We start from the raw sequence: 16710 nt of genomic DNA on the forward strand, positions 1-16710 counted from the left end.
GGGAGGGTGATCTTCAAGCGAGTCGGCGAGGAGCGCCCCTACCCCGAGCACGGCTACACCCAACGCCAGTGGGCCCAGATCGCGCCGCAGCAGGTGCGCCTGGACCAGCTTGTCACCACCAAGCGCTGGCTCGACCTGGAGGCCCTGCTCGAGGAGGACTCGACGTTCTACGGCGACCTGTTCGCCCACGTCATCGCGTGGCGCGGCGACCTCTACCTGGAGGACGGCCTGCACCGGACGCTGCGCGCCGCGCTGCAGCAGCGCCAGTCGGTGCACGCCCGCGTGCTCGACCTGAAGTAACCTGAGCGGCACGCAATCACCCCGAACGAGGAGGAGGGAAGGCATGGACGCCCGCCGCATCGTTCGCGCGCTCAAGACGCCGGTGACCCTCCTCATCCTGGCGGCGATGGTCTACTTCGCCGCCCGCTGGGGCATGGACGCCGCCCGCGCCCCCATCCCGCCGCGTCCACTGGACCCGTGCGTGGTGCAGGAGGTCGGCCCCGTCCTCAAGCCCGAGCACGTCTACGTGATGGTCTACAACGGCTCCAAGCAGGACGGCCTGGCCAAGCGCCTGGGCCAGATCCTGTCGGCCGACGGGTTCAAGGTCTACAAGCGCACCAACGCCGACCGTGACGACTACGTCCAGTCGGTCGTGAAGGGCCACTCGGAGGACTCCCCCGAGGTGATCCTGGTCCGCCAGGCGTTCGAGAACATCGGCTTCGAGGCGGACGGCCGCGCCGACCGCACCGTCGACGTCATCATCGGCGCCGAGCAGCCCGCCCCGCACCCGGCCCCCGAGTTCGGAGTCCCGCTGCCCGACGGCAAGGCCTGCCTGCCCGACCTGAAGCTCACCAACACTGACGGCTGACCCGTCTCCCCGTCAGGGGTGGAGCCAGCGCGCGAGGCGTCCGGAACGCCCGATGCTGCGAAAACGTTCCTCCACCTCCGCGCGCCTGGCCGACGGCACCACGACCATCAGCTCGTCCCGCTCGCACAGGCGGTCGCCGGGCTGGGGCACGATCGGCTCCCCGTCGCGCAGGATCACCGAGATCACCGTGAACTTCGGCAGCCGCAGCTCGCGGATCGTGACGCCGTGCAGGCGCGAGCCCTCCGGGACGCTGACCTGCATGAAGTCCGCCTGGATGCGGTCGAGCGGCGCCACCTCGACCTCGATGTCGGTCGGGTCCACCTCTCCGGCGATGCCGAGCCGCCGCGCCACCCACGGCAGGGTCGGCGCTTGCAGCAAGGTGAACACCACCACGAGCACCAGCACCTCCTCGGAGATGCGGGCCGCCGACGGGGCACCCGCGGCCAGCGGCACGGTGGCCATGATGATCGGCACCGCGCCACGCAGGCCGGCCCACGAGATGAACGCCTGCTCGCGCCACGGCACCTTGAACCAGATCGCGCAGACCACCACCGACAGGGGCCGGGCGACGAAGGTCAGGAAGGCGCCGATGATGAGCGACTCGCCGACCATCTGCAGCGTCAGCCCCTCGGGCGAGGCGAGCATGCCGAGCATGACGAACAGGCCGATCTGGGCGATCCAGCCGATGCCCTCGGCGAACGAGCGGGTGGCGTTGCGGTGTGGCAGCTTGCTGTTGCCCAGGATCAGCGCCGCCACGTAGACAGCCGCGAACCCCGACAGGTGCAGCCACACTCCCAGCCCGTAGGCGAGGACAGCCACCGACAGCGCCGCCAGCGGGTAGAGGCCGGACGCGGGCAGCGCCACACTGCGCAGCAGCCAGCCGCCGGCGAACCCGATGATGGCGCCGAGGACCACGCCGCCGGCGAGCTCGAACGCGATGGTGAGGCCGAGCGAGAGCGGGCCGCCGGGCACGTCGCCGAGGGTCCAGGCGGTCGCGGCGGCGACAAGGAGCACGATGGGAGCGTCGTTGAGGCCGGACTCCCCCTCCAGCACCGACCGGACGCGGGCGGGCAGGGGCATGCCGCGCAGCACCGAGAAGATGGCCGCCGAATCAGTGGGGGCGGTGATCGCCCCGATCAGGGCGGCCTGGGCCACCGGCAGCTTCAGCACCAGGTGGCAGAAGACCGCCACCAAGGCGATCGAGATCAGGACGCCGACGGTCGCCAGCAGCCCGGCGATGCTGAGCGAACCCTTGATGTCGACCCACTTCGTGCTGAACCCGCCCTCGGCGAGGATGAACACCAGGGCGGCGAAGCCGAGCGCGTGGGCGAGGGCGGCGTCCGTCATGCGGAGCCCGAACAGCTCCAGCGAGAGGCCCAACCCGAGGAAGATCAGCAGCGACGGGAGGCCCAGGCGCGAGCCGATGCGGGCGGCGGCGACGGCAGCGATGAGCACGACGGCGCCGAGCAACAGCATGGCGTCCAGGCTCATGGGCGACCTCCCTGAGCCAGCCTATCGTTGCAACCTGCCGGAGAGGGGTGCGCGCGCGGGCGGCTACAGGTCGGACGCCGAGGCCTCCGCCGCGCGGATGACCGTCGACGACCTGCTGCCCACGTGAGGCGCCCGTGATGCGTCAGAGCCCGGATCCTTCAGGATCCGGGCTCTGCTGGCGGTGGCGGTGGGATTTGAACCCACGGATGGGAGACCCATCACGCGCTTTCGAGGCGCGCTCCTTCGGCCGCTCGGACACGCCACCGTCTGTCAGCTTATCGGGTGGCGGCGCCGTGAATCCAATCGGGCGCCCGGCCCTACGAGGCTCGCTTTCGCTCGCACCTCAGGGATCCTGAAGGCGGTGGCCCGCGAAGAACGACCTCAACATCTCGGCGCTCTCGTCGGCCAGAACGCCGCCCGTCACCTCGACGCGGTGGTTCAGGCGCGGGTCGCGCACGATGTCGAAGACGGACGCCACCGCCCCGGCCTTGGCGTCGAGCGCGCCGTAGACGAGGCGCCCCACGCGGGCGTTGACGATCGCTCCCGCGCACATGGCGCACGGTTCAAGGGTGACGACGAGCGTTGTGTCCTCCAGGTGCCACTGCCGGGTCGAGGAAGGGCCGCCGGCCACGGCCCGGCGCAGGGCGAGCACCTCGGCGTGGGCGGTGGGGTCGCCGGTGAGTTCGCGCTCGTTGCCGGCCTCCGCGAGCACGGCGCCGTCGGGGCCGAGCAGGACCGCGCCAATGGGGACGTCCCCGTGGGCGGCGGCGTCCGAGGCCCGGGCCAGGGCACGGCGCATGGCCGTGGCCCAGCGCGTCCCGCCGGTCATCCCTCCAGGCCGAAGCCCGAGGCCACCTTGTCGTAGACGCCCGCGAAGCCGAGCTTGTCGACGATGGCCTCGAGCGACTCCAGCGGGTCGGCGTCGTCGTCGGTGGTGATGGCCTCGAGCTCCATCTCCGACAGGCCCGCGTCGGCGAAGAGGTCGAAGTCGCCGACGGGCTCGGAGTCGTCATCGTCGTCGGGCAGGTCGACACCGAGGAAGTCGGCGGCGTCGCGCGCGATCGGCCAGTCGAGGGCCGCCGACACGTCGGACAGGAACAGCTCCACCTTGGGGCCGCGCACGCGCACGATGACGAAGAAGTCGGAGTCGATACTGACCACGCCCACCGCGCCGGCATCGCCGGGCACGCGGCGGAGCGCCTCGATCAGGCCGTCCAGGTCGTTGGCGAGCTCCAGGTCGAGGGCCGTGGCGGCCGGCTGGCCGTCCTCGCGGTAGAGAGCGGCGACGAGGTCGATGTCGTCCTCGGTGGCGTCCTCGGGGTAGTCGTAGTCGTCCTCGTCAGTGTCGTCGTCGTCGTCGTTGGCGTCGTCCGCCTCGGGGTCGAGCAGGTCGAGGGCGGAGTAGTCGTTCTCGTCGGCCTCGTCGATGCCCGGCCGGTCGTCGCCGCGGTCGGCGAGCTCGGCGTCGAACTCCTCGTCACGTCCGGCCATGGTGGCCTCCCTTCCTCGGCCTCCATCGTGTCAGACTCCCGGGGATTCGGCACTTAGTTGCACCGGCCGCCCACCCGGGCACGGGCGCCCCGCGGCCTGCAACAATGGCCCCCGTGGAACTCATCGCCGTGGATCATCCGCTCGTCGCCCACAAGGTCCGCCTGTTGCGTGACGTCGACACCGACTCCCCCACCTTCCGCCGCCTCGTGGACGAACTCGTCACCCTGCTGTCCTACGAGGCCACCCGCGCGGTGCGCGTCGAGGACGCCGAGGTGACCACCCCGATCACCACGACCACCGGCGCCCGCCTGTCGCACCCGCTGCCGCTCGTGGTGCCGATCCTGCGCGCGGGTCTGGGCATGCTCGACGGCATGATGCGCGTCATGCCGACCGCCGAGGTCGGCTTCGTCGGCATGGTGCGCGACGAGGAGACCCTCGAACCGTTCACCTACGCCGAGCGCCTGCCGCAGGACCTGTCCGGGCGTCAGTGCTACGTGCTCGACCCGATGCTGGCCACGGGCGGATCCCTGGGCGGCACGGTGAAGTTCCTGGTCGACCGCGGCGCCGACCACATCACCTGCATCTGCCTGCTCGCCGCACCCGAGGGCATCGAGAACCTGCGCAAGCTCGTCGACCCCGTCGGCGTCCCGTGCACGCTCGTGGTCGCGGCCGTCGACGAGAAGCTCAACGAGCACGGCTACATCGTCCCCGGCCTGGGCGACGCGGGCGACCGCCTCTACGGGCTTGCCGACTGAGCAACCGTCACTTGGGGGTCATCCCGAGGTGCTCGCCCAACCGGGCGCCCGCGCTGGACGCGGCGCTTGAACACGCCCACATCACGACGATCGAAGCGCGGGCGGTCGTGGCTGAGGAACACCTCGTCGCGGTGGATCAGGAGTGCCCCAGGTCGCGGCGACGCTCGGCGTCGCGGCCGGCCAGCGCGAGGCCCAGGAGGGTGAGGCCGGCGGGTGCCAGCACGCCCCCGACCAGGACTGGGCCGACCCACCAGCCACCCCGCATCGTGCGGATGACGGTCATCTTCGCGACACCGCCGGCGATGGCGGCGGCCAGGCCGAGGCGTCCGGCGCGACCGGCGCCGTTGGTGCGGGAGGCCGCAGCGGCGGCGCCGAGCCCGGCGGCGGCGAGGGAGAGCCCGACATCGACCGCGGCGGCCGTGCCCTTGCCGACCCACCGGTCGGGGCGACCCGCGGCGTCCCAGTGGTTGGGGAGGCGGTCGGGCAGCGAGCGGCCGCGCACGGCGTAGTGAGCGACGACGGCGGCGGCCATGAGTGCCGGGAAGCCCGCGGCCGCACTGAACGCCTCGTGGGGGGTGTTGGCGAAGGGCTCGTCCTCGGCGTCGGGCTCGATGAGGCCGAGCTTCACGGCGGCGCCGCCGAAGTTGAGGTCCCAGCCGGCGCCGAACGCGCAAGGCTTGAACAGGCGGGGGTCTGCGGGATCCCACATCGACTCCTTGAGCCGGTCGCCCGTGGGGGGCCGGACGTCGAAGGGGACGCCGAACCACCGGCCGACGCGGGGGTCGGCGTCCCCGTCGCCGGAGTAGGACGCGGCGGCGACCGGCCCGAGGTCAGCCACCACGCGGGCGAGCTCGTCGGGGCCGGAGGTGGCGTCGAGTCGCTCGCAGAGGGCGATCGTCAGCTCGTCGCGCAGGTCGGCGCGGAGGTCGTGGGGGACGGCGGCGACGGAGGCGTCCAGCCAGGCGCGGGCGGCCCCGCGGGTGGTGGGGGTGAGGTGGTCGAGGGAGGTGATCATCGTGCTTCCTTGAGCAGGTCGTCGAGGGTGTCGCGGACGGAGTCCCACGCCGAACGCAGGTCGCGCTCTGCGGCCTGCCCGGCCTGGGTCAGACGGTAGTACTTGCGGGGCGGGCCCACCGGCGACTCCTGCCAGGTGGAGTCGATGAGGCCTGCCTTGAGCAGGCGGGAGAGGAGCGGGTAGACGGTCCCCCCGGTGAGCGAGAGAGCGGGGCGGGCGGCCAACTCGTCCACGATCTGGGAGCCGTAGCGCTCCCCCTGGGCGAGGAGGCCGAGCACCGCGAGCTCCACCACACCCCGTCGGATCTGGGCGGTTCGTTCATCAGCCATGCAGTAATGGTAGCACCTAGTACCTTGCACTGCATAGATCTGGGTGGGGCAGGGCATGGACCGAGGTCTGGTGGCTGACTAGGTTGGACGCACCAACCACGCGGAGGAGGCACCATGTCCGATGGGACCAAGGACGGCGGCGACATCAGCTCCGGCTTCGGCGAATCCAAGGTCGACGGCCCGGTTTCGGACGAGAAGGCCGAGCAGATGCTGCACGGCGACGTCACCGACGCCCCCGACACGAGCGCCTCGACGTTCGCGGTGGACTCCGAGGGCACGGTGTCCGCCGAGGACGACGAGAAGGATCGGCCCGAGGCTGGCGGAGGCGGTGGGGGTGGGGGTGGGGGCTGGTGACCCTTTCCCCGGCGGTCCCGACCCTGCGAGGATCGGGGCATGCACCCCCGTCTGGCTGAGATCTTCCCGCCCTTGGGCCTGCGCATCACGCGCGGGCCGCTCGAACTGCGCGGGATCGGCGACGAGGAGATGCTCGCCCTGCTGCGCGTGGTGCAGGGCGGAATCCATGCGCCGGAGCGCATGCCCTTCCTCTTCCCCTGGACCGACGCATCCCCCCAGGACCTGCCCTTCAAATACCTGCAGTGGTGGGCCCGCGGCATGGCCACGTGGAGTCGCGAGGCCTGGGCCCTCGACCTGTGCGCCCTCTGGGAGGGCGAGGTCGTCGGCGTGCAGGGCGTGGCCACCAGCGACTTCCTGACCTTCCGGTACGGGGAGACCGGCTCGTGGCTGGGCTCCGGTTTCCAGGGGCGGGGCATCGGCACGGCGATGCGCCAGGCGCTGTGCGCATTCCTGTTCGACCACCTGGACTTCGAGTTCATCACCTCGGTGTCCTTCGAGGACAACCCGGGCTCGTTGCGGGTGAGCGAGAAGCTCGGCTACCGCGACAACGGCATCGCCTGGAGCAGCCCACGCGGCACGCGGGCCACCAGCCGTCGCCTGCTGCTGCTCCCCGAGGACTTCGTCCGGGGCGAGCCCATCACCGTGGAGGGCGCCGAGCCGCTGCGGCGATTCATCGGCCTGGAGCAGGCCGCCGACTGACCGGTCAGCCGACGAGCGAGCGCGCCACGTCCGGGTAGTTGGTGATGAGCGCGTCCACGTCGAGGGCCAGCATCCGCTCGATGTCTTCAGGCTCGTTGACGGTCCAGACGTGGACGGCCAACCCGTGCTCGCGGCTCTTCTCCACGATCTTGCGGCGGGTCGCGGCGAGCGGTGGGTGCAGGGCGGTGGCGCCGAGCTTGCCGGCGTACTGCCACGGCTTCCACAGCGGCTCGGAATAGAGGGCCCCCAGAGCGAGCTCGGTGCCCAGCCCGACCAGGTGACGCAGTGAGTAGTGGTTGAACGACGACAGCACGACGCGGTGCGCCATGTCGTGCTCGGCGACGAGCGCGAGTACGCGCTCCTCCAGCCCCTTGTAGGCCATCCGCGAGTTCTTCAGCTCGATGTTCACGACCGTGCCGGTGTCGCGCACCAGCTCGAAGACCTCCGAGAGCGTGGGGATGCGGGTGCCCGCGTACTGCTCGTGGCCGGAGCTCGCGTCGAGCCTCTTGAGGTCCTCCAGGCTGTGGTCGGCAACCCACCCGTTGCCGTCGGTCGTCCGCTCGAGCGTCTCGTCGTGGATCACCACGACCTCGTCGTCGCGCGTGAGCTGCACGTCGAGCTCGAACCCGTCGGCGCCCTGTTCCAGGGCGAGCTCGAAGGCGGGAAGGGTGTTCTCTGGCGCGTGTCCACTCGCGCCCCGGTGGGCCCAGACCTCGGTCATGGCCCCATCGTGGCAGCGCCGATCGACGAACAGGTGAACGATCCACCGGAAGCCAGCACGCGTTGGTCTGCACGAGCGGCCGTGAGCGTGCCCCTGTGGACGGCGGAGCAACCCGTGCTGGCCTCCTGTGGACAATCCCGACCGGGTGACAGCCACGGGCCCGCACCGCCCATGGTCCGGGCATGGACGAGGCGATCGAGGAGGCCCTGCGCGCCGGCCGTGGCGTGCTTGCCATCGGGCAGCACCCCGCGTTGGCCTGGCGTGTGCGGCGCGCGAGGGAGCGCGGCGAGTTGGTGGCGGTGCTGCGGGGCCGCTACGCCACCCCCGCTGCGGCCGCATCGTTCGCGGTGCGCGTGCTGGCGCTGCTCTCCCTCGACCCCGACGCGGTCCTGATCGGCGCCAGCGCAGCGGTCGCACTCGGGTGGCGCGAGCCGGCACCCGGCGAGGCGGTGGAGGCAGCCAGCCGCCGAGTCCAGGGCTCGCGGCCCGGCTTCCTGCTGACCCGACGCAGCATCGACCCCGACCTCGTGGTGGAGCGCGGCGAGGCGCTCGACTCCCTCTCCGGGGCGGGCACGGTCGGAGTCCAGTGCACGAATGAGGCGGTGACCACGCTCGACCTCGCGCGCCGCGACGGCGCCGACAGCATCGACGAAGCGCTGCGCGACGGCCAGCCGCTGGCCGCCCTGCACGCGACGCTCGCCCAGCAGAAGGGGCGGGCGGGCAATCGACGGCTGCGCACCTACCTGGCCGACTCACGCGACGAGCCGTGGTCGGCGGCCGAGCGGGCCGGGCACCGCTCGCTCCGCGCGGTGGCCGTGACCGGCTGGGTCGCGAACTGGGCGGTGGAGCGCGCCCCCGGCCGCACAGTCTTCCTCGACGTCGCCCTGCCGCACCTGTGGTTGGGCATCGAGATCGACGGCTACGAGCACCACGGCGCGCGTGCGGCCTTCCGCTCTGACCGCCTGCGCGACCTCGACCTGCGTCGCCTGGGGTGGGAGGTGGTGCGCGTTCCGGCCGACTGGGTGCTGGAGGATCCCGGCCGGTTCGCCGCCCTGGTGGCCGAGCTGGCCGCACAGCGGGCGGGGCTGCTCGGCGTCGCCGCGTGAGGCACTCTGAACACTGAACGCCGCGGACCGCGATGCCCTCGACCCAGTGGGACGGTAGTTTCGCCCCGTGAGAGAAGCGACCCCCATCGACGCCATCGCGGAGGACCACACCCGCGCCCTGGTGGACCAGAACCCCCTGCTCGCCACCAGCCTCGGCGTGCCCGGACGCGACCACCTGTCCGCCGACCTCTCCCTCGCGGGCCACGCCGCGTCGGCCGAGCTCAACCGCGCCACCCTGGCCAAGCTCGACGCCGCCACCCCGTTGGACGCCACCGACGAGGTGACCGCGGCCGCCATGCGCGACCGCCTCGGCCTGGAGCTGGAGTCCTACGAGGCGGGCGACCACCTCCGGGACCTGAACAACCTGGCCTCCCCGGTGCAGACCCTGCGCGACATCTTCGACCTGATGCCGTCGGCCACCGCCGAGCACTGGGCGAACATCGCCGGCCGCATGGGCGCCCTCCAGGGCTCGATCGACGGCTACATCGAGACCCTGCGCGCCGGTATCGCCGCGGGCAACACCCCCGCGATCCGCCAGGTGGAGCTCGCCATCGCCGAGACCACGGCTCTCGCCGACGCCGAGCGCTCCTTCTTCACCTCCCTCGCCGACGGCGCCCAGCCCGACGGCGCGGCCCCGAGCGAGGCGCTCGCCGGCGAACTCAGCCGCGGCGCTGCCAGCGCGCGCGAGGGCTACGGGCGCCTCGCCGCCTTCCTGCGCGACGAGCTCGCGCCGGCCGCGCGTCCCGACGACGCCGCCGGGCGCGACCTGTACCAGCGCATGTCCCGCCTGTTCGTCGGCGCCACCATCGACCTCGACGAGACCTACGAGTGGGGGGTCGAGGAACTCGCCCGGATCACCGCCGAGCAGGAGTCCCTCGCCCGGGAGATCGCCGGCCCGGGCGCGACCGTCGCCGCCGCCGTGCGCGCCCTCGACGAGGACCCGGCCCGCACCCTCCACGGCACAGACGCACTCAAGGCCTGGATGCAGGCCACCGCCGACGAGGCCGTCGCAGCCCTGAACGGGGTGCACTTCGACATCCCCGAGCCGCTGCGCGCCGTCGAAGCGATGATCGCCCCGACGCAGTCCGGCGGCATCTACTACACCGGCCCCACCGACGACTTCAGCCGGCCCGGCCGCATGTGGTGGAGCGTCCCGCCGGGCGTGACATCGTTCAACACCTGGCGCGAGAAGACCACGGTCTACCACGAGGGTGTCCCCGGCCATCACCTGCAGATCGGCCAGGCGGTGTACAACGCCGCCGAGCTGAACTGGTGGCGCCGCCAGATCTGCTGGCTGTCGAGCCACGGTGAGGGCTGGGCGCTGTACTCCGAGCGCCTCATGGAGGAGTTCGGCTTCCTCGACGACGCCGGTGACCGGTTCGGCATGCTCGACGCGCAGCGCCTGCGCGCCACCCGCGTCGTGCTCGACCTCGGCGTCCACCTCGGCAAGCCCGCCTTCGACCGCTACGGCGGCGGCACCTGGGACTACGACAAGGCCTGGAAACTGCTCGTCGACAACGTGAACATGGAGGAGGGCTCCCTGCGCTTCGAGCTCAACCGGTACATGGGCTGGCCCGGCCAGGCGCCCAGCTACAAGGTGGGCCAGCGCATCTGGGAGCAGATCCGGGCGGACGCCGCGGCCGCGGCCCAGGCGCGGGGCGAGGAGTTCTCCCTCAAGGACTTCCACTCCAAGGCCCTCAACCTCGGTTCGCTGCCCCTTGACGTGCTGCGGGGTGCGCTGGTCGGCTGATCAGCCGAGGAGCAGGACCGCCTCGGCCGACAGAGCGAGCGTCACGGCCTCCGGACGGTGAAGCGGGTCTGGATCGGCTGGCGCTGTCCACCCACGTGGACGACGTCGGAGCCGTCGACGGTGAGCTGGCTGGCGTAGTGTCCGAGCGCCTCCTGCAGCAGCGCGAGGTGCTGCGGGGTGTCGAGAGCATCGGCGGGGTCGACCTCGGAGGCCACCTCCCAGAACGGCAGTTCCAGCAGGGACGCCGCCGCCCGGCTCGGCGCGTGGAGGGCCACGTGGTCCGGGTGCCCGTAGCCGCCGTGCGCGTCGTAGCTGACGATCCCCTCGGCCGCGATCGCGCGGGCGTACGCGGCGATGTCGGCCGCGACCTCGTCCGGCGACGCGCTCGTCAGCGAGTCCGGCCCGGCCTGGTCGCCCGGACCGGCGACCGTCTCGGTCTCGTCGAGCCACCGCATACCCGAGTCGGTGTAGCGCCGCGGTTCGGCCCCGGCGCGGGCGGGCGGCTCACCCAGGAACGCGTGCTCGCGCACCCCGAGCACGGCGCACGCGGCGGCCACCTCGTCCTCGCGGTGGGCGGTGAGCTCGGGCGTCCCGGCCAGCGCGGACAGCGGCCCCTCGACCACCTCGCCCTGCTCGCCGCGCGTGGCGGTCAGGACCGCGACGCGGACGCCCCGGGCCGCGAGTTCGGCGATCAGCCCGCCCGTGGCGAGCGTTTCGTCATCGGGGTGGGCGTGCACGAACAGCACGGTGCGCAGGTCGAGGAGCGGATCAGCCATCACGCGCCCACCTTAGGACGGCGTCGGGCCGAGGGCCTCGCGCAGCACGAGCAGGGCGTCGGCCTCGGTCAGGCCGAGCGCGCGGATGCGGCCCAGGTAGTCACGCGCCGCCACGGCGGCCTCCGCCCGGGCGGACGCGTCGGTACCGACGACGAAGGAGCCGAGGCGTCCGCGGGTCTCGATGATGCCGGACGCCTCGAGGTCGCGGTATGCGCGGGCCACCGTGTTCGGCGCCACCCCCAGCTCCACAGCGAGGTGCCGCACGGGCGGGAGGCGGTGGTTCGCGGCCAGCTCGCCCGAGGCGCGCTGGTCGACGATCTGGTTCTTGATCTGTTCATACGGCGGCGTCGGGAGCGACGGGTCAACGACGAGCATGCTCGGCCTTCGCCCTGTTGCGTCCACGGCGCGCGGCGGTCAGCACCGCGACGAGGATCGTGAGGCCGAGGTAGGCCCACGCCAGCAGCGGGAGCGAGCCGACCGAGTCGCGGGCCGGCCCGTCCCCGGGAACGAAGGCGCTGACCATGACGCCGAGCGCCAGCTGGGGGCCGGCGCCCAGCAACGAGGTGAGCTGGGCCGCGCGGGCGGCGTCGGACCACGCCAGCTCGTTCGCGTCGGAGGCGAGCTGCGGGCTCCGGGCCAGCCACCAGGCACCCGCCCAGCCGCCGGCGGTCACCAGTAGGCTGAGGACGGCCACGCCCACCACCCAGCCCTGGAGCTCAGGGCGCAGTGCGCCCGACTGCGGCACGTAGAGGGCGAGGAAGGCGACCTGGGCGACCGTCACCAGCGCCCACGCCCGCGCGGGGACGCGCGAGGCGACCCCGCGGATCCGCCCGTGGGAGACGCGTGGTCCCGGCGTCCCTTGGGTCGCGGCCTCGCGGGCGGCCAGGAACGCAAGCACGACCGAGCGCCCGACCAGCGCGGCGCAGAGCAGCAGGAAGGGCAGGGCCTGGAAGTCCGGCAGGCCGACCACGACGAGGGCCGCCGCGGCCGCGGCCACGAGCACCGCGCTGCCGCTCAGGGCGAGGCGCTCGGCCCGGGTCTCGCGCTGGACGAAGCCCTGTGGGGCGTCGGCGTCCGGGGCGTGGCCGGGGCGCAGGATGCCGTGCCGGGCGTACCGCTCGCGGCGCAGGTCGGCGCTGGCGAGCGCAGGGGAGTTGATGACCGCGACCGCGATCACGCCCATGGCCAGGGTGAAGACGAGGGCCAGGATGTCCATGCCGCCTCCTGTGTCACACTTCGTCCAGATTGTAGCAATACAATCTCTCGACGCAAGAGGGCGGCACCTAGACTGGGCCGGTGACCCCGCCAGCCCTCTTCCAGGCCCTCACCCTGCGCGACCTGACCGTGCGCAACCGCGCCTGGGTGCCGCCCATGTGCCAGTACGCGGTGGACGCCCAGGACGGCGTCCCGGGCGCGTGGCACACGGTGCACTATGGCAGCTTCGCCATCGGCGGCTTCGGGCTCGTCATCGCGGAGGCGACCGGGGTCACCCCGGAGGGCCGCATCACCCCGTTCGACACCGGCCTGTGGAACGACGAGCAGGCGGCCGCGTGGTCGTCGATCGTGGACTTCGCCCACTCCCAGGGCGCGGCGATGGCTGTCCAGCTCGGCCACGCCGGGCGCAAGGCCAGCACGAACCGCTGGTGGCCGGGGTACCCCGACCGCGTCCTGCCGCCCGAGGAGGGCGGGTGGCGTCCGGTGGGCGTGGTCGACGAGGACGCCGCCGACGGCCTCACCGAGGCGGGGATCGAGATGGTTGTCGACGCGTTCGTGCAGGCGGCCCGACGAGCGGACGCCGCGGGCTTCGATGCCGTCGAGGTGCACGCCGCGCACGGCTACCTGCTGCACCAGTTCTACTCGCCCCTGTCGAACACCCGCTCGGACGCCTGGGGTGGCGACCACGCCGGCCGCACCCGGCTCGTCCGCACCGTGGCGGAGGAAGTGCGCGCCGCGTTCCCGCAGGGCAAGCCCGTGCTCGTGCGGCTGTCGGCCACCGACTGGGTGGACGGCGGCTGGTCGATCGAGGACTCCGTGCGGCTGGGCGCCGAGCTGCGCGAGCTGGGCGTTGACCTGGTCGACGTGTCCTCGGGGGGTGTCGCCCCGGCGCCCATCGCGGCCGGCCCCGGTTACCAGGTCGACTTCGCGCAGCGCATCCGGCACGAGACAGGAATGCCGACGGCGGCGGTGGGCCTCATCACCGACCCGACCCACGCCGAGGCGATCGTGGCGAACGGGCGCGCGGACGCCGTCCTGCTCGGCCGGGCGGCGATGCGGGAGCCCAACTGGCCCTTGCGCGCGGCACACGCCCTCGGCGTCCGGCCCGAGGATGCGCCCTACGCGCCCGCGCGCTGGCGGAGCCACTACCAGCGTTGAACCCGCCCCGCCGCGACGGAGCGGTCAGTCGTTGCCGTAGAGGTCGCGGGTGTAGACCTTGTCGACGACGTCGGCGAGCTCGGGGTGCATGCGGTTGGCGACGATCAGGTCGCAGCGGGACTTGAACTCCTCGAGGTCCTTGACCACCTCGGAGCGGAAGAACTCGTCCTCCTCCAGCAGCGGCTCGTAGAGCACGACGGTGATGCCCTTGGCCTTGATCCGCTTCATGATCCCCTGGATGGAGGACTCGCGGAAGTTGTCCGAGCCGGCCTTCATTGCCAGGCGGTGGATGCCGACGACCTTCGGCTGGCGCTTGATGATGTCGAAGGCGATGAAGTCCTTGCGGGTCGAGTTCGAGTCGACCACCGCTCGGATCAGGTTCTGCGGCACGAAGCGGTAGTTGGCCAGCAGTTGCTGGGTGTCCTTGGGCAGGCAGTAGCCGCCGTAGCCGAACGACGGATTGTTGTAGTGGGTGCCGATGCGGGGGTCGTGGCCGACGCCCTCGACGATCTGGCGGGTGTCGAGCCCGTGCTGCAGCGCGTAGGTGTCGAGCTCGTTGAAGTAGGCGACGCGCAGCGCGAGGTAGGTGTTGCTGAACAGCTTGATGGCCTCGGCCTCGGACGCCCCGGTGAACAGCACGGGCACGTCGGGGTCGAGGGACCCCTCGACGAGCAGGGACGCGAAGCGCTCGGCGTCCGGCCCCGGGTCGGCCACGATGATGCGGCTCGGGTGGAGGTTGTCGTGCAGGGCGCTGCCCTCACGGAGGAACTCCGGGGAGAACAGGATGCGGCGGCCCGAGTGCTGTTGGCGCAGCCCGATGGTGTAGCCCACCGGGACCGTCGACTTGATGACCACCACGGCGTCGGGGTTGACGGCGGACGCCTCGACGACCGACTCGACCGAGGTCGTGTCGAAGGAGTCGAGCTCGGTGTCGTAGTTGGTGGGCGTTGCGATGATGATGAACTCGGCGCCCTCGAAGGCCTCGGCCGGGTCCGTGGTGGCGCGCAGCGACAGCCCGCCGCGCTCCAGGAAGGCGCTGATGTCGGCGTCCTCGATCGGGGAGCGGCCGGCGTTGACCAGCGCGGCGCGTTCGGGGTCGATCTCGAGGGCGACGACGTCGTGGCGCTGGGCGAGCAGCACGGCCGAGGCCATGCCGACGTAGCCGAGCCCGACGACGGTGATGCGGGTGCGTTCCATGGTGTCCACATTAGGACTCCGGGGTGAGCAAGCCGAGGAACGTTCATGAGGCCCGCATCACCAGTGAAGCACGGGTGGGCTTCGACCTTACAGCAGGCCCCCGAAGACCTGCACGAGCAGGATCTTCGCGATGATGCCCACCGCGAACAGCGCGGCGTAGCCGGACTCGATCCGGTCGTCGTCGACGCGCGCGGTGGCGAAGCTCAGCACCGCGGGCTGGCCGACGAACCCGACGAGGCCGCCGGCCGTGCGCGGCGCCGAGAGCCCCAGCAGGCGTCCGCCGACCGCGAACGCCAGGGCGCTGACCGCGACGACGGCCACGCCGAGGGCACCGGCGCGGAGGCCGGTCGCCGTCAACGCCGACGACGCGAAGGCGGGCCCGGACGCCAGCCCGACCGCAGCGAGGAACAGCAGCAGGCCCAGCTGGCGGATGGTCAGGTTCGCGGGCAGCGGCACGTCCCAGGTGAGGGGCCCGGTTCGGTGCAGCGCCCCGAGCACCATGCCCACGACCAGCGGTCCGGCCGCAGCACCCAACGAGAATGTGGCTCCCCCACCCAGGGGCACCGTGATCGCACCGACCAGCAAGCCGAGCGACAGTCCGAGCCCGAGCGCCAGCGCGTCCACTTCGGAGACCTTGCGTTCGGAGTCGCCCAGGTGGCGGGCGACCGCGTCCATCTCGGAGCGTGGGACGACCGCGAGCACGCGGTCGCCGGGCTGGAGGACGAGGTCGTCGCGGGCGAGGAGGTCGGCGTCCCCGCGCAGGACGCGGGTGATGACGCCGCCGAAACGGCCGGGCAGGTTCAGCTGGGCGACGGAACGGCCGGCGACGGAGGGGTTGGAGACGACGAAGCGGCGGAAGTCCACGGCCTGGCGGTCGTCGGTGAGCTCGCCCTTGGACGCGTGCCCGAGGAAGGCGACCGCCGCCTCGACCGCGGCCGGCGCACCGACGACGAGCACGCGGTCGTCGGGCTGCAGGTGCTCGCCGGGCGCGAGGACGCGGGTGCGACCGTCGCGAACCAGGTAGCTCATCTTGATGGTCTCGTCGGCCCAGCCGGGCACCTCGCGCAGGGCGGCGTCCCGTTCGACGTAGGTGCTGGTGGCGACGAGCCCCTCGGCGGCAGCGCTGCGGGGGTCACGGGCGTCGGGCCAGCGGCGTCCGACGACGAGACCGACCGCCACGATCGCCAGGACGACGCCCAGCGGGTAGCCGATCGAGTAGCCCACCGCAGCGTTCGGCGAGCCGGTGGCCGCGGTGGCCGCCGCCAGGGCGGGCGTGGACGTGAGTGCGCCGGCGAAGGTGCCGGTGATGAAGCCGGCGTCGAGTCCGAGACCGAGCCCGACCAGAACCGCGACCACGAAGGCAAGCGCGGCCGTGCCGAGCCCGAGCATCATCAGGGGCAACTGGCGGCGGAGGTCGGCGAAAAAGGTTTCACCCGCTGCGAGTCCGACCATGTAGACGAACAGCCCGAGGCCGAGTTGCTGCACGAGCCCGAGCCCCACGCCCGCCTCGGGGACCAGCGCGCCGATGGCGAGGCCGACGAACAGTGCGCCCGCAGCACCGAAGCGGATCGGTCCGAACGGGATCATTCCGACCGCGGCACCGACCGCGACCACGAGCATGATGGCCAGCAGCGGCGAGCTGACGAGTAGTTCCATGGCGACCTCCGTGGAGCCCAGCGCCCCGCGGGACGACAGTATGCCTTGTTGATCTCCTGTCGCCTTTTCTGATACCCCCCACCCGTATGTACACTACAAAGTGTCGTAGCCGCATCCCCGAGGAGCACC

At 72.2% G+C, this 16710-nt stretch carries 19 protein-coding genes and 1 tRNA gene; 8 read left to right on the forward strand and 12 right to left on the reverse strand.

Annotation, left to right across the window (positions count from 1 at the left end; genetic code table 11):
* Nucleotides 1-6 precede the first annotated feature (6 nt).
* Both ET989_RS11540 and ET989_RS11545 read left to right on the forward strand, forming a co-directional pair.
* A complete protein-coding gene (locus ET989_RS11540) occupies nt 7-300 on the forward strand; it encodes a type II toxin-antitoxin system VapB family antitoxin (protein WP_131169110.1) in 294 nt (97 codons plus the stop codon).
* 43 nt (nt 301-343) lie between these two features.
* Entirely contained in the window at nt 344-868 is a 525-nt protein-coding gene (locus ET989_RS11545) for a LytR C-terminal domain-containing protein (RefSeq protein ID WP_131169112.1), read from the forward strand.
* 12 nt (nt 869-880) lie between these two features.
* On the opposite strand, the gene ET989_RS11550 is transcribed toward ET989_RS11545, so the two are convergent.
* The 4 genes from ET989_RS11550 to ET989_RS11565 all read right to left on the reverse strand — a co-directional run bounded on the left by ET989_RS11550 (nt 881) and on the right by ET989_RS11565 (nt 3850).
* The gene (locus ET989_RS11550; protein WP_131169114.1) at nt 881-2359 is read right to left on the reverse strand and encodes a potassium/proton antiporter; all 1479 of its coding nucleotides are present in this window, start codon (nt 2357-2359) and stop codon (nt 881-883) included.
* Nucleotides 2360-2535: 176 nt separating this feature from the next.
* Nucleotides 2536-2624, reverse strand: a tRNA-Ser gene (locus ET989_RS11555).
* Nucleotides 2625-2702: 78 nt separating this feature from the next.
* A complete protein-coding gene (gene tadA, locus ET989_RS11560; RefSeq protein WP_206662335.1) occupies nt 2703-3158 on the reverse strand; it encodes a tRNA adenosine(34) deaminase TadA in 456 nt (151 codons plus the stop codon).
* 26 nt (nt 3159-3184) lie between these two features.
* A complete protein-coding gene (locus tag ET989_RS11565; protein ID WP_131169118.1) occupies nt 3185-3850 on the reverse strand; it encodes a tRNA adenosine deaminase-associated protein in 666 nt (221 codons plus the stop codon).
* 128 nt (nt 3851-3978) lie between these two features.
* Here ET989_RS11565 and upp point away from each other — a divergent pair, with 128 nt between their 5' ends.
* Nucleotides 3979-4605 carry a uracil phosphoribosyltransferase gene (upp, locus tag ET989_RS11570; RefSeq protein WP_180320783.1) on the forward strand — a complete coding sequence of 209 codons (627 nt, stop codon included), beginning with the start codon at nt 3979-3981 and terminating at the stop codon, nt 4603-4605.
* A 136-nt stretch (nt 4606-4741) separates the two neighbouring features.
* On the opposite strand, the gene ET989_RS11575 is transcribed toward upp, so the two are convergent.
* Together ET989_RS11575 and ET989_RS11580 are read right to left on the reverse strand one after the other, a co-directional pair.
* Nucleotides 4742-5620, reverse strand: coding sequence for a DUF1648 domain-containing protein (locus ET989_RS11575; RefSeq protein WP_131169122.1), 879 nt, complete (start codon nt 5618-5620; stop codon nt 4742-4744).
* Nucleotides 5617-5949, reverse strand: a complete 333-nt coding sequence (locus ET989_RS11580; RefSeq protein WP_131169125.1) for a PadR family transcriptional regulator — start codon at nt 5947-5949, stop codon at nt 5617-5619. Before ET989_RS11580 ends, ET989_RS11575 begins: the two co-directional genes overlap by 4 nt.
* A 114-nt stretch (nt 5950-6063) precedes the next feature.
* On the opposite strand from ET989_RS11580, the gene ET989_RS11585 reads away from it, so the two are divergent.
* Both ET989_RS11585 and ET989_RS11590 read left to right on the forward strand, forming a co-directional pair.
* Nucleotides 6064-6303 (forward strand): hypothetical protein, encoded by a 240-nt coding sequence (locus ET989_RS11585; protein ID WP_131169127.1) that lies wholly within the window; start codon nt 6064-6066, stop codon nt 6301-6303.
* 39 nt (nt 6304-6342) lie between these two features.
* Nucleotides 6343-7002, forward strand: coding sequence for a GNAT family N-acetyltransferase (locus ET989_RS11590; protein WP_131169129.1), 660 nt, complete (start codon nt 6343-6345; stop codon nt 7000-7002).
* A gap of 4 nt (nt 7003-7006) precedes the next feature.
* On the opposite strand, the gene ET989_RS11595 is transcribed toward ET989_RS11590, so the two are convergent.
* Nucleotides 7007-7723 (reverse strand): glycerophosphodiester phosphodiesterase, encoded by a 717-nt coding sequence (locus ET989_RS11595; protein WP_165490152.1) that lies wholly within the window; start codon nt 7721-7723, stop codon nt 7007-7009.
* A gap of 182 nt (nt 7724-7905) precedes the next feature.
* Between ET989_RS11595 and ET989_RS11600 the strand changes: the two genes are divergently transcribed.
* Complete coding sequence (locus ET989_RS11600) at nt 7906-8829, forward strand: hypothetical protein (RefSeq protein WP_165490153.1); 924 nt, start codon at nt 7906-7908, stop codon at nt 8827-8829.
* 67 nt (nt 8830-8896) lie between these two features.
* Nucleotides 8897-10579, forward strand: coding sequence for a DUF885 domain-containing protein (locus ET989_RS11605; RefSeq protein WP_131169135.1), 1683 nt, complete (start codon nt 8897-8899; stop codon nt 10577-10579).
* A gap of 41 nt (nt 10580-10620) precedes the next feature.
* Here ET989_RS11605 and ET989_RS11610 read toward each other — a convergent pair whose 3' ends face one another.
* Genes ET989_RS11610 through ET989_RS11620 form a run of 3 tightly spaced genes read right to left on the reverse strand, consistent with a single transcriptional unit; the run spans nt 10621 to nt 12571 of the window.
* On the reverse strand, nt 10621-11355 hold the full coding sequence (locus ET989_RS11610; RefSeq protein WP_131169137.1) for a PIG-L family deacetylase: 735 nt from the start codon (nt 11353-11355) through the stop codon (nt 10621-10623).
* A gap of 12 nt (nt 11356-11367) precedes the next feature.
* Entirely contained in the window at nt 11368-11730 is a 363-nt protein-coding gene (locus ET989_RS11615) for a GntR family transcriptional regulator (RefSeq protein ID WP_131169139.1), read from the reverse strand.
* Nucleotides 11717-12571 carry a hypothetical protein gene (locus ET989_RS11620; RefSeq protein ID WP_131169141.1) on the reverse strand — a complete coding sequence of 285 codons (855 nt, stop codon included), beginning with the start codon at nt 12569-12571 and terminating at the stop codon, nt 11717-11719. Before ET989_RS11620 ends, ET989_RS11615 begins: the two co-directional genes overlap by 14 nt.
* Nucleotides 12572-12651: 80 nt before the next feature.
* Here ET989_RS11620 and ET989_RS11625 point away from each other — a divergent pair, with 80 nt between their 5' ends.
* A complete protein-coding gene (locus tag ET989_RS11625; RefSeq protein WP_131169143.1) occupies nt 12652-13728 on the forward strand; it encodes an NADH:flavin oxidoreductase/NADH oxidase in 1077 nt (358 codons plus the stop codon).
* A gap of 24 nt (nt 13729-13752) precedes the next feature.
* Here the strand turns inward: ET989_RS11625 and ET989_RS11630 are convergent, their stop codons facing one another.
* Nucleotides 13753-14925 carry a nucleotide sugar dehydrogenase gene (locus tag ET989_RS11630; protein WP_131169146.1) on the reverse strand — a complete coding sequence of 391 codons (1173 nt, stop codon included), beginning with the start codon at nt 14923-14925 and terminating at the stop codon, nt 13753-13755.
* A gap of 87 nt (nt 14926-15012) precedes the next feature.
* Nucleotides 15013-16581 (reverse strand): aspartate:alanine exchanger family transporter, encoded by a 1569-nt coding sequence (locus ET989_RS11635; RefSeq protein WP_131169147.1) that lies wholly within the window; start codon nt 16579-16581, stop codon nt 15013-15015.
* Nucleotides 16582-16710 lie beyond the last annotated feature (129 nt).

It is taken from the genome of Propioniciclava sinopodophylli (assembly GCF_004324755.1).
Taxonomy (GTDB): Bacteria; Actinomycetota; Actinomycetes; order Propionibacteriales; family Propionibacteriaceae; genus Propioniciclava; species Propioniciclava sinopodophylli.

Bases quoted from the DNA above. Each gene is read 5' to 3' on its own strand.
- ET989_RS11630 (WP_131169146.1), bottom strand. From the start codon at position 14,925: ATGGAACGCACCCGCATCACCGTCGTCGGGCTCGGCTACGTCGGCATG.
- ET989_RS11575 (WP_131169122.1), bottom strand. From the start codon at position 5,620: ATGATCACCTCCCTCGACCACCTCACCCCCACCACCCGCGGGGCCGCC.
- ET989_RS11615 (WP_131169139.1), bottom strand. From the start codon at position 11,730: ATGCTCGTCGTTGACCCGTCGCTCCCGACGCCGCCGTATGAACAGATC.
- tadA (WP_206662335.1), bottom strand. From the start codon at position 3,158: ATGCGCCGTGCCCTGGCCCGGGCCTCGGACGCCGCCGCCCACGGGGAC.
- ET989_RS11550 (WP_131169114.1), bottom strand. From the start codon at position 2,359: ATGAGCCTGGACGCCATGCTGTTGCTCGGCGCCGTCGTGCTCATCGCT.
- ET989_RS11580 (WP_131169125.1), bottom strand. From the start codon at position 5,949: ATGGCTGATGAACGAACCGCCCAGATCCGACGGGGTGTGGTGGAGCTC.
- ET989_RS11590 (WP_131169129.1), top strand. From the start codon at position 6,343: ATGCACCCCCGTCTGGCTGAGATCTTCCCGCCCTTGGGCCTGCGCATC.
- ET989_RS11610 (WP_131169137.1), bottom strand. From the start codon at position 11,355: ATGGCTGATCCGCTCCTCGACCTGCGCACCGTGCTGTTCGTGCACGCC.
- ET989_RS11545 (WP_131169112.1), top strand. From the start codon at position 344: ATGGACGCCCGCCGCATCGTTCGCGCGCTCAAGACGCCGGTGACCCTC.
- ET989_RS11600 (WP_165490153.1), top strand. From the start codon at position 7,906: ATGGACGAGGCGATCGAGGAGGCCCTGCGCGCCGGCCGTGGCGTGCTT.
- ET989_RS11635 (WP_131169147.1), bottom strand. From the start codon at position 16,581: ATGGAACTACTCGTCAGCTCGCCGCTGCTGGCCATCATGCTCGTGGTC.
- ET989_RS11565 (WP_131169118.1), bottom strand. From the start codon at position 3,850: ATGGCCGGACGTGACGAGGAGTTCGACGCCGAGCTCGCCGACCGCGGC.
- ET989_RS11595 (WP_165490152.1), bottom strand. From the start codon at position 7,723: ATGACCGAGGTCTGGGCCCACCGGGGCGCGAGTGGACACGCGCCAGAG.
- ET989_RS11585 (WP_131169127.1), top strand. From the start codon at position 6,064: ATGTCCGATGGGACCAAGGACGGCGGCGACATCAGCTCCGGCTTCGGC.
- ET989_RS11620 (WP_131169141.1), bottom strand. From the start codon at position 12,571: ATGGACATCCTGGCCCTCGTCTTCACCCTGGCCATGGGCGTGATCGCG.